Raw genomic sequence first — 13690 nt, forward strand, 5'->3', positions numbered from 1 at the left:
GGCCCCTCAATTCGAGGGGCCTTTTTTTATGCCTGCGGGCGTTCCTTCGCCATTTCCTCCTTCGATTTAAATATGGTAGGATAAGTCACTCTAATATCTTCGTTTACTTTCCCTTTGATACCATAATGGTACATGTACATCCCATACGCTGTGATATCAAGATGATTACCCCAAATGGTGATTGTACCGGAATTGCTAAGAAGGGGGTGGAGGTGCTTGGCATCGTTATCTAATGCTCCGTAGAAAGGAACTCTAAACTGTGCCATGTCATCAAATAATGCTACGCCAAACATATTCATCTGATTTAAGCAGAAGCTCAAATTGACGAAATCATTCCAGCCGTAGGCTTCATTCAAGTGGGCAGCGAAAAGGTTAGCGAAGACTTTTGACTTTTCAATTTGAAGGAAAGTATCATTGAATACCATAATTTGTTCCATCACTTTCGCACGATATTTTTCGTCAGTGGTGAATTCCTCCTGGAACTTGCCTAGCTTATCCTTAGGCAATTTCCCTGAGTGAAATTCTTTCAGAAAGGTTAGGATTTTCTTAGCAAAGAATATTTCCTTCACTTTCAATCCAGATTTAACGACGCCTACTACTGTTTTAACAATAGGTATCTCCTTCAAAACCTCGTCGCTAACAAACGCATCTAAGCCTATCTCTGCATAGTCCAGCGCATTGTCAAAATTGTTAGAAACCAGTGCTATCCCGACTTGCTTACTAGTGTCTTGGTGTTCTGCATAGGACTGCTCTGTTTGTTTATCGGCCATAAGTTCTATTAATAAGCTGTATAACAGCAAACAAACAGAGAAATACTAAGATTCGAAGGCCAACTAGTGCTTTGCTTGTTCAACCTTCCAAACTTTTAAAAAGGCCCCTCACGCTGAGGGGCCTTTTTTATGCCCTCGGGCGTTTCTTGAGTTCCGGATGATCCTGCAGGAAGGATTTGAGGCTGCCAACCGTGCGACCCAGGGCCGCGGCACAGCTGGCTAAGCTATCGGTATGATAATGCTCTTTCATATACTGATAATCTAGCATCGTATAATCACGGCGCTGCTGAGGCTCCTGCTGCTTCATAAGCATAGGCAGCAGAGCAGAGAGAGGGCAGAATGTTTGTAGCATAGTTGTCAGTGTTTTTTGAGTGGGGTGGTATGGTGATCAGGCCGCGGGCTTTTTAATCCATCTAGCCTGATAGAGTAGCGTTTCAAACTCCGCGGGGCTTTCGAGGGTGAGGCTGGCTAGAGAGTCACGGTTCCAATCATCCTGAACCCGGCCGCGGTGCAGCAGATAAAGCCGGATATGAACATCACCGGCACCTGCCGAGAGGTGGCACTCATAGCGCCGGAAATCTCCTTTGTCACATTCCCAGCGCTCATGAGCAATCCGGCGCATCGTGTCCGGAATAAAGCCGTGCTGCAGCAGCACGGCTTTGTATTCTGGCTTATCGATTACCGGGAGCAAATCGGTGGCTTGCTTTCTCGTTCTCACTCTCGTAAGCTTAGAATGTGCTGCATGATTTCGGTGGCGCTGTTCAACTTTTTGCCCGGGTTAAGGACTTCTGCCAACTGCCGGAAAGCATCACTGATCAGGCCGGCCTCTTTGGGCGTGAGCACTTCAAACCAGGATGGCTCAATGTTGAGCAGGGCTGAGGCTCCGAAAATCCGGGCGTACTGCATGGCCTCTTTTTTAGTCAGGCTTTTTCGTTTGGTGGCCATTTCGCAACTGAGGTAAATTGTAAGGCAAATCCGGCCGCGGCTGCTCTGGTACCTCATCCCACCCATGCTCATCATAGCTGAGCAATGAAGGCGGGTATTTACGAGGCCGCGGCTTTAACCAGTTTCTGAGCGAGGCAATCAGGCGCTTTAGCATCTTCATAGCCCGGGTATCTGATTGGCCGGATTCCAAAGGCCTAATGAGCCTTTAGCCGGCAGTGGCTCCGGCAGCACCTGCACATGAGCTAAGTGCCAAGCAAAGCGGCCCGGCTCATAGTTGCCACAGGCTCTCTCAGTGTCGCTCAGCTGAGCCGGGTGCAGTTCGTTTGCTTGCGGCAGTGGGCTATCCACGATGATCCGGCTCACTTCTAGGAGCTCACAGCTGCAGATGATCACACCTCGGGGCAAGGTTTTGAAGGTGAGGCCGTGCTTTTCCAGAATGCCGCGGATAATCGGATCTTGCTCACTCACTTCCCGAGCCCAGCGCGGGCTGCCGGCGCTAGCATGAATCAGCAGCGGCCCCCGGTGTTTCGTTGAGAATGAGCGGGTTTCGTTGTACTTGTAGCCGAGGGTAATCAGTGTTGCATAAGGCTGAACCAGAGAGAGGGCGCGTAGTGGTGACTTCATAAAGGGGGAAGTTTTTCGGAGTTTTCGGAGGGGTGGTGAGTACTTTGATAGCCTGCTCAGGTGTTTCAATGACGTGATACTCTGAGCCCCGCCATGTGTCTCTAAAGGCGGTTTCTCCGGCGGTGAGCTTGCGGCCGGATTTGGGCTGAGCCGGATCTTTGATCTCAAAAATGAAATCCCGGCCTCTGTAGCCCACTAGCATATCAAAGCAGTTCGGAATCTGAAACGTGTCTAGGACACTGGCACCGATGGCCATCACGGTGCTTTTGATCAGCCGGTGATTGCCATCGGTACGGGCGGCGGTTCTGACTTTAGCCATGGTGATGTAGCAGCATGGCCCGCTGCAGGCAGTTTTTGCAGGTGATTTGCTGATCATAGAGAGCGGCCGGGCCGCCGGTGCCATCAGCGTATTGAGGTGCTTTTTCTCCCTCATAGCGGAGCTCCCCGGTATCGTAGTCGATAGCTGAGCGGCACAACCACTCCCCGGCCTGCCGGCTGATCAGGTTGCGGCCAGCGCCGGCTTCAAATGGTTCTAGCAGCATGATGTGCACCGCCGGCAGGTTTTGCTCCCACATTGGCTCACCCTGATAGCGGGGTTTCCGGATGCCACCCTGCCAGCGGAACGGCAGCCGGCGCCTCAGGCTCTCATTGGCCTGCTCATGCTGCCGGCGTAAAGCCAGGGACCGCTGCAGCTGGTGCTCACGGTCTATATCACCTTGCACCCGGTAGCGCTGCTCTCTCTCCTTATCTTCCTGCGAGTAGAAAACACTGCTCATCTGTTCAGTTTTAACGGTTTCGCTGCTGTTGCTGCTCTCTTTGGCGCCTCAGCTGCTCAATGAATTTTCGGGTTTGCTCGTCTCCGGCGTACAGCCGCTGCAGCCGCTGTAATTCAGCTTCATCGACTTGCCGGAGGCGAGTGCGGATCTGACTCAGGATCGTGCTCATCAGGCGGCGCTGCTTTGTCGGTGTCGGTAGTTGTCCCTCAGCTGGTGCAGGTGCTGCTCTATGTCGGTACCAATGCTCAGATGATATTTTATCCAATCTCTGAGCAGTCGTTTGCGGCAAGCATTCACCACTGAATCAGCAAAGGGGTGGTTCTCCGGCCACTTGCCGGCGCGTAGCAGATCCCAAAAGGAGCGGCCGTGCCGGTAATCATCCATTGATTGCGGCGGCCGTTGGGCGCGGAGTATGGCCTCTTTCCGGCGCATGTCCACATACTGAGCCGGCGTTTTGAAACCGTTGAAGGCTCCGACCTTTTTCAGCCAATTGTAGAGCACATTGCCCTGATCCAAGGGCTCTGGGAAAAAGGCAATCGGGTGCTCCGGCGTGGCGTTGCCACTTGCCCAGGCGGCAAGCTCTGCCACCTGCCGAGGAAAGCCGGCGCTCAGATCCGGCGGCGGCAGCTGCAGGCGCTGCTCAGCACAGGCCTGCAGCACTTTCAGCGCCGGCGCCCGTTGGCTCAGCTGGTAAGAGCGGAGCCACCCGGCAATCTGCGGCAGGCTGCACTGCAGAATGTCTTTTTCACCTTTCCACTTGCCGGAGCACCCCTGCCGGAGTGCGGCGCTGATTTCCATCAGTTTGAGGGCCGGAAAGTCACGCTGTACCATCTCCGCCACTGCCGTGCTGAGCACTAGCAGATCCTTGCCAGAAAGCAGCGTATTGCTATGCCCTAGCAGGAAAGGCACCATGCTCAGCGGCTCAAATAGATCCTCAATCAGATCCGTGGTGGCCATCCGGCTCACCGCCGGCTGCTGAGAGCAGATCAGCAGGGCCGCACTCTCAACCGATGGCATGAGGCCGGCCGGCACCATGTCCGGCGTGAAAGATGGCACCGCCGGCAGGTGCCGGTGCACCGTGGCCACCTGCATGCCGGCGGCACTGGCCACCTGCAGCATGCTTCCGAGTCGTTGAATTTCAGCCATGATTTCCCCCGGTTTGAGCTCTGAGCAATGCCCGGGCCTCACTCACTGAATCGGTGCGCTTTTCCACTTGTGAGCCCGATTTCAAAGCTGCGGCGGCCTGCCGATTTGCTTTGTAGTCGATATAGCTAAACTGCCGGGCAACGGCCCGCCAATTACGAATTGGCTTGCCGTGCTCCCCAGCGCACCACCCGAAACCATCATAGTAATCAAAGAACAGGTGCCCTTTGCCGGCATGCTTGCTTACCTCCGGATCATGATGGCTAGCCAGGTATTCATCTACCATGGCGGCATCTTTCGGCCGGCCACCTTCCCACTTGCGCGGATCATCATCGGAAAGCCGCGGATCAACGAAACCACCGCGGTACTGCACTGGCTCATCAGCTGCAGCTGGCGCCGCGCCCCCCCCGGTGTGCGGAGCCGACGCGGTAGCGCCGTTAGGGGAAAAATCAGCCTCAACTATTTTTTTTTCAGTTGCCGAGGCGCCCCTCTCTGTTACGTCAATCTTTTTATCTATACTCTTAATGTTGGTGTCACCGGATGATAGTTTTTGTGATAGTTTCGGTGACAGTTTTTCAGCCTCAGCAGTAGAAAAACTATCACATAAACTGTCACTGTATGATAGTTTATGTGATAGATTCGGTGACAGTTTTTCGGTGCCGTTTTCATTCACCTGCCGGAGCCGGTACTCTCCCTTTTTGCCGGCGCCGTGGTGGCCACCTTCAAACTCAACTATACCCCGGGCCATCAAGCCGGCGCGAGCTTTTTTGAGCCCGTTCACTGACTTGATGCCGGTGGCCATGCACAGGAATGTATCAGCAAACTGCTGCGGCTGCTGCCACTTCCGATCATTGAAAAAGGCTAGCAGTTTGATGTAAAGGCGGGTTTCGTATAGATCAAAGGCCTCAACCTGATCCAACACGTTAAACTGATTCATGTAATCGATATAGCTCATTCGGGTGGCTGGGTGCGCGTCACCGATGTGAGGCACCATCAGAGCGGGCGCGGAAGTCATAGCGGTAAGGTTTGCTGCTGAGGTATCGTAGCCTTAAGCAGAGTGATGGCATGCCGGAGCACGGCAATGCGTAGGGCGGCGGTTTCGCGGGTAAGCTGGTACTTGCCTTGGCGCACCCAATCAGGATAGCAGCGCTCACGCATGCCGAGCTCACGCCGGAGCTCAGTGAGCACAGCCTCCGTATCAACTTTGGGGAACGGGCCTAAGTAGCTCATGCTGCAGCGCTTTCTACAGGTTGAGCAACCTCCGCGGCAATAGCGGCCCGGCGCTCTGCCAGATCTGCCGGCAGATCCCCTTTGAGTTCCGTTATGGTTTTGATCAGCCGGGTGATACTGATCTCAGCCCGCTCTCTGGTTACGCGGTTGATATTGAGTAGATAGCTAAGCTTTGCAGAACGAGAGACAACGCTGTTATTGAGCAGCAGCATGATTAGCTCTCTTTGCAGATCCGAGAGGTACACCACCCCGGCCGCGGCATCGGCGGCATTCTTGGCCGCTACAGCCTCCGCGGCCGTGGCCGGCCTGCTTACTTGCATCGGCGCCGGCGTGGACTTTTCGGAATGCGCTATATCATAGCTTTCTACCTTATTTTTTATCTTGCTATCGCTGGTTTTTTCGAAAGTATCCATTAGTTTTGTTCTAAGCTTTCATGAATGCCTGCTATTTGTAGGCAAGCAAAACTTAAAGCGGCCACCCGGCGAGGGGTGGCCGCTTTGTTTTTTTAAGCAGCAGCTTCAAACCGTGCCGGTAGGAGGCTGATGGCTGAAACCTGATCGAATTGTTGTTGGGGCCGGCGGTGGCTACGCCGAACGGTTTCCGGTAGCTCTGCAATGGAGGCTACGTGGTAGGAGCCGGAGCCCACCCAGGTAGAGCTCTGCTGCAGTTCCCGGCGGAATGATTCACCGGCCCGGCGGGCCTCCGCTTCGGCGTACTTCTTAGCGCGGGCACTGGTGCCTGAGGCTGTAGCGCTGCCGGCAAATTGGCCGTCAATGGTGGCCGTTGCAGTCCACTCCCCATTTTTGAGAGTGGAGTTGATGATGATGATACCTTTAGCTTCCATCGGCGAGAATGGGTTAAGGGTGAAAAAATGTATGAAAGGACTAGTGAGCTTGCATTTGAAAAGCAGCGCGGCGGGCGCGTTCCGTTTTGAGCACTATTGGCGTTTCTTCTTTGAAGCGCGGCATTGTGATGTTGATTTCCTCACAGCGGCGCTCCAATTGTTCCATATCTGCCAGTCGTACCAGAGCCTCCGGTAAATACTTGGCTATCAGTTCCGAGTAGTCAATGATGCTAGGCAGTGCGGGCCGTTGATCAGTAGTAAGAGTAAGGGTGTAGCTCATCGGTAGTGGTATATTATTGATGAGCCAAATTTATGAAGCATTTCATATTTCACAATAGGATACATGAAAACATTCATTAGCGAGGGCAAAAAAATATCATGCCCTCACACGCCCTAGGCTGCCGCCAATGTCTGCGCCGGCACAAAAAGACGCTGCCAGAAGAAAAGGAGCTCCCAATCCTCCGATCCGTACAATTTCACATTGTACATATGAGTGCGGCCTTTCTTGGTCTTTAGATGAGGAAATTCACGCCGGGTAAAGGCGCCGTAATCATCTGGCATATGCGGCGTAACCTTAGCCAGCTGCTCTCTAAAGAGCCTTAGGCGTTGCTCCTTGGGTAGCTCAAGGATAGCAGTAAGGTTATTCTGAGATACTTCCATATGAAAGGCTTTGTATTTTATGAAATTTACTCTACGTTTGTCCCTTAGTTGTGGACAATAACGGCTCAAATATATGAGAAGTTTTGTCTAACATGAAATTAATCATAGAGTGTATTAATCGTATTAATGGAAGGGATTAATGAAAGGCTTGCTCAGTTGCGGGAAGCAACCGGCAAGACTAAAACCGATTTTGCCCGGTTCACCGGCATTGAGCAGAGCCGCTACTCTAATTTCGAAAGCGGTAAAAACAAGCCGGCACAGGATGCGCTTGCACTGCTTGCCGAGAGAATCCCAAATCTCAATTTTCATTGGCTGCTCACCGGAAAAGGCCAAATGTTCACTGAGCTCAAACCGGACGTAGTAAAGCAGCCGGTAATGAGCCCGCTGCAGGAAAGCCAGGAACTACGCGAGATGCGCAAGGATCGGGATATGTGGCGTGAGATGGCCCTCACATTGGCCAAGTCACCCAGCGCCGGCCTCTCCGCTGCCACGGGTACCGATGATTTAAATTTCGTCATGAGTAACCGACTGGCAGCGGAGCTTACCCCGGCCACCCCTTTGAAAATGGTGTCTTAGGTAACTCTATCGGTTACTCCGCCTTATGCACGATTCATAAGGTGCTGTACAAGAAGATGTTAATAGCAGTAGGGTTCATGAGCCTGCAGCTCCACAGAAAACGCCGCTTCCAGTTTGGGAGCGGCGTTTTTGTTTTTACACGACGTGCTACTGTCGTAAGTCTAACAGTATGAAATGGTGGCCCTTCACTTCTTTCATAATGCACAAAAAGCCCTGCCATATGGGGCAGGGCTCAGGAAATGTATTGCTAGTACTTAAAAAGGATTTTTTGATAATCAGGGCTTGATTACCAGCCGTAAGTGGACACGGCATACGTTAGAAACGAGAAAACCAGCGTGACAAGCAGAAAGCCAATGATTGTGCTCGTGGCTACCTTTCGTTTTTTCGAACGTCGGCGTCGGCGTTTTTCGGGCATAGCGGCGTTTTTTGAGTGGTACTTGATATACGTGCTGCAGTATAATTATAGATTTCTTGATCCAGAAAATTCCTAGACTAATGACGGATTTGAATTGGCTAACAGCCATATATAGCAGACGAATGGTATAAGCGCTTACAGTATAGGTAGTGGGATAATTATAAAAATTAAGCTTAGCCTACTATGCTTTAAGTCTTGTTTAAACAAGTGTACTGGGAATGTAGGTTACTGCTGCAATAAACGGCGTTTTCGAGCTTTAAGGTGATGCTGATACAGTGGCAATATCTGAAGCAATGTATTGATATTCAGTGAATAACATGCTGCATAGTATATGTGGCTTCTCGCTGTTAGCCTTGTGATGCAAAACTGGAAAATTCGGGTTTGCAAGGCAGGTAACACCTCTGCTACTAAGCAAGCACAACACTGGAATGAACAGCAACTACAACAGTGGTATCTAGTGGTGGCAACTCAGGATAATGGCTGTTTCAGCTTGTTACGCGTCTTGTAAATAGTAGGTCATTCATACTTTGCATGAATTCCCCGTAACTCGCTGTAGCATAGGGTATATGAGCTTTTTGGTAGAGCGCTGCCAAGATTTCAGCACGCAGCATACCCAAGTGCTGAGCTAGCGGTAAATGCCACAATTATGTGAAAAAGTAAATTTCTTATTGTCACATTTCGTGGATAGGTTTGGGAACTACACTCTAGGTAGTACTTGACCTGATTTCTTCCATCCTAAATTTTTCTATGAAAACATCCTTTACGCCAACTATCTGTCGTCCTTTCGTTGTAGCTGCTCTGCTAGCTATGCCAGGTATTGCAGCGGCGCAAACTACTCCGCTCAGCAGCGCTATGCGCCAAGTGAGCAGCCAGTATGCTAAGCTTGGCCTGAGCGAAGCTGATGTAGCTAATCCGGCCGTGACTAGCTCGTACACCGATGCTGGCTCTGGCATTACCCACATGTACTTACGGCAGCGCTACCAGGGCATTGAGGTGTATGGCGCTGAAGCCGACTTACACCTCGACCGCAGCGAGAAGGTGGTGAGCATGCACACCAAGTTTGTGGCCAATGTGGCGTCGGCGGCTCGTAGCGCGGCTACTGTGCCTTCGCTTTCGGCGGTGCAAGCTGTAGCTGCTGCTGCTAGCGCCTTAAATCTACCCGCTCCCGGCAGCTTAGCAGTAACCAAACCAGGTGCTTCTGCCGAAGGATTAACTTTCTCGGAAGGTGGTATTTCCCTGGACCCCATCCCCGTTAAGCTCATGTACCAGGCCCGGCCTAGCGGCGAGCTGGTATTGGTATGGGACGTAACTATTGCTCCCAAAAGCGGCGACCATTACTGGAACGTGCGGGTGGATGCGCGTACGGGCCAGCTAGTAGACAAGACCGACTATACGGTCTCCGAGCCGGTCAATTTTCTGGAGTTAACTCAGCGGGCCCTGGCAGTGGTCGGAACTGAGCCCAAAACCAGTGGTGCGGCGGCTACGCCCAATAGCTACAACGTCTATCCCATCACGATAGAAAGCCCACTCTACGGTAACCGCCAACTGGTAGTAAACCCAGCCGATCCGACGTATTCGCCTTTCGGGTGGCACGATACCAATGGTGTGACCGGACCGGAGTATACCATCACCCGCGGCAACAACGTACACGCCTACGAAGACCGGGCAAACGTAAATACACCCGGCTACAGCCCCGAAGGCGGCACGGACTTGGCATTCGATTTTCCCTTCGACCAAACGCAGGTTCCGCTGGCCAACCAGAACGCCGCCATTACCAACTTGTTCTACTGGAACAACATGATGCACGACGTCATGGCAACCCATGGCTTCGATGAGGTCAGCGGCAACTTCCAGGTGAAAAACTACACCGACACGGGCCTCGGTAACGACGATGTGCGGGCCGAAGCGCAGGACGGCGGCGGCATCGACAATGCCAACTTCTCGACTCCGGTTGATGGTGCTCGGCCCCGCATGCAGATGTATCTGTGGACGGCACCTGCCTCCCTCGTTATCACTTCGCCGTCTGGAATTGCTGGCACCTACAAGACAACAACTGCCTCCTTTGGTAAGCAACTTGTTCCCAATGCTCCTGTCACTGGGCAGTTTGTGCTGGTAAATGATGCCAGTGCTACTAGCTTAGGATGCACAACTCCCTTCCTCAATGCCGACGCTATCAGCGGTAAAATAGCCGTGCTGGATCGTGGTTCTTGCGACTTTTCAGCTAAAGTTCGCAATGCTAAGCTGGCTGGTGCTAAAGGTGTAGTAGTGGTAAACAACGTTCCTGGCGATCCTATTACCATGGGTGCTGGTGCCGATACCACCAACACGGGCATTCCATCGGTTATGGTTTCGCTGGCTGACGGCAATGCACTCAAGGCTTCCTTGGCGGCAGGCAACACCCCAAGTGGTTCGCTGGTTGCTGGTCTTCCCCGCGACGGCGACTTCGACAACGGCATCATCGCCCACGAATATGGGCACGGTATTTCCAACCGCCTGACGGGTGGCCCCGCCAACTCAAGCTGCCTCGGCAACGCCGAGCAAATGGGCGAAGGCTGGAGTGACTTCTTCGGCCTCTGGATGACCACCAAGCCCGGCGACCAAGGGGCTACGCCACGCGGCATTGGCAATTATGCCACTTCCCGCAACCCCGATGGTGTGGGTATTCGTCCGCAGCGCTACTCCACCGACTTCGCCGTTAACAACCAAACGTATGCCCTGATTGGAACAGGGGTTTATACGGCAGTACACGCCAACGGCTCGGTGTGGGCGGCTACGCTTTGGGATTTGAACTGGAAGCTGATTGAAAAGTACGGCTACAACCGCAACCTGAAGGCGACTACTGGCGGCAACAACATTGCCCTGAAGCTGGTGCTTGATGGCTTGAAGCTGCAAGTGTGCCGCCCCGGCTTCCTCGATGGCCGCGACGCCATCCTGAAAGCCGACTCCATCTATAACAACAAGGCCAACACCTACCTGATCTGGCAGGTATTCGCTCGCCGGGGCATGGGCATTGACGCCGTGCAAGGTTCGAGCAACGTTCTCACCGACCAAGTAGCCGGCTATCTGATTCCGACCCGCGTACTGGCTACGCAGTCGCAACAGCAGCGCGACGAGCTGGTGGAGGTGTATCCGAACCCCGCCAGCAGCGAGCTGACCGTACGCTTGCCTGTTAGCAGCAAGACGCCGGTACAGGTAACTGTAGTGGATATGCTCGGCAAGACCGTACAATCGGCCGCTGCTCCATCTGCCGAATTGCAGCGTGGCTTCCACATCAATACCAGCACCTTGGCACCTGGCCTGTACGTAGTGCAGCTGCGTTCATCGGCTGGTACTTTCACCAAGAAGGTGCAGATTCAGCGCTAAGCCTGAAGCACAGTAGCTAGTACTAGCATTCGAACCCCGGTAGGCAGTAGCTTACCGGGGTTTTTATTGCCGAATACTTCTAGCTAGAGGCTTAGTTGACGTGGGGTATAGAATGTGGTTTCAAGTAGCTGACTAGTAATATATTGTAGTTATAAAATTCCGGGCTTTTCGGTTTTGGCCAGGCAACGGACGTACAAACCTCAACAATGGCTTTCGAGCTGTATGTGTTTTGTAGACCCAATTGCCGTTCCTATGAAAACGAAAAACCTAATACTAGCTGCTGCCCTCATCTTAGGCGCTACCGCCACTGTGCAAGCCCAGGTTACGCCAACCTCACCCCAAAGGGGAGGCGTGATGAACCAAACCACCGTGCCAGCAGCCAGCCCCACCAACCCTGGCACCATCGACCAACGTACTCCTATTACCACCAACCCAACTCAAACGAGCACGGGTACTCCAACGCAGATAGGCACCAGCACTATTGACCAAGCACCGATCATCCAGCGCTCGGGAACATTAGAACAACGCGTGGACCAGCGCACTGGCACCGTTGTGCAGCCCGCTACTACCCAGCCTGCTAATACGGGTGTAAACCAGCGGCGCGAAACCATGCCTAATCGGCGTACCGCCGAAACTACTACGCCCCGTCCATAGCCGTATTGCCTATAGCTTCGGTAGCCATCCTCTGTTGATAGTTTGCCGCGCAGCCCAGCCCCTGTTCGAGCTTTCTACGGCTTGGGCAGGGGCTGCGGCTTAGTAGAGTGGCCATAACCAAAAACAGAGAAGCCTCTGACGCTAGCGTCAGAGGCTTCTCTGTTTTTGGTTACTACAGGGGTAGCGAAACAGTATCAGGCTGCTTGCAACTTGGCACCGAGTTGGAGAAGCAAGTCGCCGAGTTCGTTGAGCTGGGCTTTGAAATCGGGGGAGGCTTTGATAGCAGCTTGGTTGGTTTGGGAGCCTAGCATGCTCAGAGAATTGCCGATGGCTTCAGGGTTGAGGTTGCCGCTGCTGAGCAAAGATTGAAGGTTGCCTACTTCTCGCCCAACGTCTTGCAATGCGGGCTCGCCACTCTGAAGTAGGTGCTGCTGCCAAGTTTCAGTGTTGTCGAGGGCGCCGCTGATGGGGATGGTAGTCAGGCCATTTCGCAGCGCGTGAATAGTAGCGCCTAGGAGTTCGTGGTTCATGGTAAGGGAAGTATAAGAGAAAGTTGTTCTGTAGAATTTAGAAAAAGCTACTTACCATCCGTAGCTCCGGGCTGCTCTGCTTCGGCAGTGGGCGCTTTTTCTTTTTTGGCGCGTGGTTTCCGCGGCTTAGGGACCGTGGCATCAATCTCCAAAATCTGCTTGGGCGTAAACACGGGCGGCTCGTAGCCCTCTGGTGCGGGTGGGAGCAGTGCCAATTCCCGCATTACGCCGCAAGCGCGGTGGGCACTGGCTTCCTTGTCTTTGATTTCAAGCATGATGTCAACGTCCAAGTCGCCTAACTCGCGCAAGAAGTCCCGGAACAAGTCTTCTTCGATGGCCGCTACGTGCTTGCCCCGCCGCTCGCCGTGCGACTGTGAACTATAGTCCATCATCATGATGCCGTCGCGGGTGGGGTGCCAGGTGGCAGCGGCTAGGCGCAGGGCTTCTGCCATAGGCTCCCCGTTGTTGAGGCACTCATGGTGGAAGTTGTCGAAGAGGATGGGAATGCCGGTGGCGGCGTGCAGTTCCAGGCAGTCACGCAAGCTGAACAGGCGGTCATCGTTTTCGACCACCACCCGTATTTGCACGGCTGGCGGCAACGTGCGCCACACGTCGATAAAGCGCGCAATGGCACTGTCACGGTCGCCGTAGAGGCCGCCGAGGTGGATTTGAAGCTTGGCCGTACTGTCCAGTTGCATCAAATCCAGCATCGAGCCCTGATACACTAGCTCCGCAACACTGCGCCCCACAATGTCGGGATTAGGCGAATTGAGCACCACGAATTGGTCGGGGTGCAGCGACACGCGCATATTGTGGGTTTTGATGAAGTCGCCGATTTCCTTGAATTCCGGCGCGAAGCGGGTTTGCCAGGGAAAGGTATTGACGGGGTGCGAGCCGAACGGTACGATATCGGAACCGATGCGAAAGAACATTAGCCCGTGCTCCAGATTATACTCCAGAATGCGTTTCAGGCACGCCAGGTTGGATGCCACGGTTTGCTCTACTCGCTCGTCGGAGTAGGAAGCCAACCGGAACGTGGACGCCGAGGTGCAGTCCAGCGAATTATTCATGCAAGGATACCCGATTTTCATCTTCGAGCTTACGCGGTAGTGGGGCGACGGGTTGGTAAAGTAGGGATGAGTAAAGCAATGAGTGATTGG

At 53.3% G+C, this 13690-nt stretch carries 18 protein-coding genes; 3 read left to right on the forward strand and 15 right to left on the reverse strand.

Annotated features, from left to right (window positions below; translation table 11 throughout):
- Nucleotides 1–26: 26 nt before the first annotated feature.
- From P1X16_RS01045 to P1X16_RS01105, 13 genes are all read right to left on the reverse strand, one after another.
- The gene (locus P1X16_RS01045; protein ID WP_277225583.1) at nucleotides 27–770 is read right to left on the reverse strand and encodes a hypothetical protein; all 744 of its coding nucleotides are present in this window, start codon (nucleotides 768–770) and stop codon (nucleotides 27–29) included.
- A gap of 127 nt (nucleotides 771–897) precedes the next feature.
- Nucleotides 898–1077 carry a hypothetical protein gene (locus P1X16_RS01050; RefSeq protein WP_277225585.1) on the reverse strand — a complete coding sequence of 60 codons (180 nt, stop codon included), beginning with the start codon at nucleotides 1075–1077 and terminating at the stop codon, nucleotides 898–900.
- Between the two features lie 81 nt (nucleotides 1078–1158).
- Entirely contained in the window at nucleotides 1159–1488 is a 330-nt protein-coding gene (locus P1X16_RS01055; protein ID WP_277225586.1) for a hypothetical protein, read from the reverse strand.
- Nucleotides 1485–1715 carry a hypothetical protein gene (locus P1X16_RS01060; protein WP_277225587.1) on the reverse strand — a complete coding sequence of 77 codons (231 nt, stop codon included), beginning with the start codon at nucleotides 1713–1715 and terminating at the stop codon, nucleotides 1485–1487. The genes P1X16_RS01055 and P1X16_RS01060 overlap by 4 nt, the downstream gene beginning before the upstream one ends.
- 156 nt (nucleotides 1716–1871) lie before the next feature.
- Nucleotides 1872–2339 carry a hypothetical protein gene (locus tag P1X16_RS01065; RefSeq protein ID WP_277225590.1) on the reverse strand — a complete coding sequence of 156 codons (468 nt, stop codon included), beginning with the start codon at nucleotides 2337–2339 and terminating at the stop codon, nucleotides 1872–1874.
- Between the two features lie 311 nt (nucleotides 2340–2650).
- Nucleotides 2651–3115 (reverse strand): hypothetical protein, encoded by a 465-nt coding sequence (locus tag P1X16_RS01070; protein ID WP_277225592.1) that lies wholly within the window; start codon nucleotides 3113–3115, stop codon nucleotides 2651–2653.
- Between the two features lie 168 nt (nucleotides 3116–3283).
- On the reverse strand, nucleotides 3284–4261 hold the full coding sequence (locus P1X16_RS01075) for a hypothetical protein (RefSeq protein WP_277225595.1): 978 nt from the start codon (nucleotides 4259–4261) through the stop codon (nucleotides 3284–3286).
- Nucleotides 4254–5273, reverse strand: a complete 1020-nt coding sequence (locus tag P1X16_RS01080) for a hypothetical protein (protein WP_277225598.1) — start codon at nucleotides 5271–5273, stop codon at nucleotides 4254–4256. The genes P1X16_RS01075 and P1X16_RS01080 overlap by 8 nt, the downstream gene beginning before the upstream one ends.
- A complete protein-coding gene (locus P1X16_RS01085; protein WP_277225600.1) occupies nucleotides 5270–5488 on the reverse strand; it encodes a hypothetical protein in 219 nt (72 codons plus the stop codon). The genes P1X16_RS01080 and P1X16_RS01085 overlap by 4 nt, the downstream gene beginning before the upstream one ends.
- Nucleotides 5485–5901 carry a hypothetical protein gene (locus P1X16_RS01090; protein WP_277225602.1) on the reverse strand — a complete coding sequence of 139 codons (417 nt, stop codon included), beginning with the start codon at nucleotides 5899–5901 and terminating at the stop codon, nucleotides 5485–5487. Before P1X16_RS01090 ends, P1X16_RS01085 begins: the two co-directional genes overlap by 4 nt.
- A 92-nt stretch (nucleotides 5902–5993) precedes the next feature.
- Nucleotides 5994–6332, reverse strand: a complete 339-nt coding sequence (locus P1X16_RS01095) for a hypothetical protein (protein WP_277225604.1) — start codon at nucleotides 6330–6332, stop codon at nucleotides 5994–5996.
- A gap of 40 nt (nucleotides 6333–6372) precedes the next feature.
- Nucleotides 6373–6612, reverse strand: a complete 240-nt coding sequence (locus P1X16_RS01100; protein ID WP_277225607.1) for a hypothetical protein — start codon at nucleotides 6610–6612, stop codon at nucleotides 6373–6375.
- Between the two features lie 113 nt (nucleotides 6613–6725).
- Nucleotides 6726–6992: a hypothetical protein gene (locus P1X16_RS01105; protein ID WP_277225610.1), complete on the reverse strand. Its 267-nt coding sequence runs from the start codon at nucleotides 6990–6992 to the stop codon at nucleotides 6726–6728.
- A 126-nt stretch (nucleotides 6993–7118) separates the two neighbouring features.
- Here P1X16_RS01105 and P1X16_RS01110 point away from each other — a divergent pair, with 126 nt between their 5' ends.
- The 3 genes from P1X16_RS01110 (at nucleotide 7119) to P1X16_RS01120 (ending at nucleotide 12000) form a co-directional block, all read left to right on the forward strand.
- Entirely contained in the window at nucleotides 7119–7568 is a 450-nt protein-coding gene (locus tag P1X16_RS01110; protein WP_277225612.1) for a helix-turn-helix transcriptional regulator, read from the forward strand.
- Between the two features lie 1162 nt (nucleotides 7569–8730).
- Nucleotides 8731–11346 carry a T9SS-dependent M36 family metallopeptidase gene (locus tag P1X16_RS01115; protein WP_277225613.1) on the forward strand — a complete coding sequence of 872 codons (2616 nt, stop codon included), beginning with the start codon at nucleotides 8731–8733 and terminating at the stop codon, nucleotides 11344–11346.
- A 252-nt stretch (nucleotides 11347–11598) separates the two neighbouring features.
- Entirely contained in the window at nucleotides 11599–12000 is a 402-nt protein-coding gene (locus P1X16_RS01120) for a hypothetical protein (protein ID WP_277225616.1), read from the forward strand.
- Nucleotides 12001–12194: 194 nt separating this feature from the next.
- On the opposite strand, the gene P1X16_RS01125 is transcribed toward P1X16_RS01120, so the two are convergent.
- Together P1X16_RS01125 and uvsE are read right to left on the reverse strand one after the other, a co-directional pair.
- Entirely contained in the window at nucleotides 12195–12530 is a 336-nt protein-coding gene (locus P1X16_RS01125; protein WP_277225619.1) for a hypothetical protein, read from the reverse strand.
- Nucleotides 12531–12577: 47 nt separating this feature from the next.
- Nucleotides 12578–13621, reverse strand: coding sequence for a UV DNA damage repair endonuclease UvsE (gene uvsE / locus P1X16_RS01130; RefSeq protein ID WP_277225621.1), 1044 nt, complete (start codon nucleotides 13619–13621; stop codon nucleotides 12578–12580).
- Nucleotides 13622–13690: the final 69 nt, after the last annotated feature.

Origin of the sequence: Hymenobacter sp. YC55 (assembly GCF_029433095.1) — a bacterium.
In the GTDB taxonomy this organism is placed as follows: domain Bacteria; phylum Bacteroidota; class Bacteroidia; order Cytophagales; family Hymenobacteraceae; genus Hymenobacter.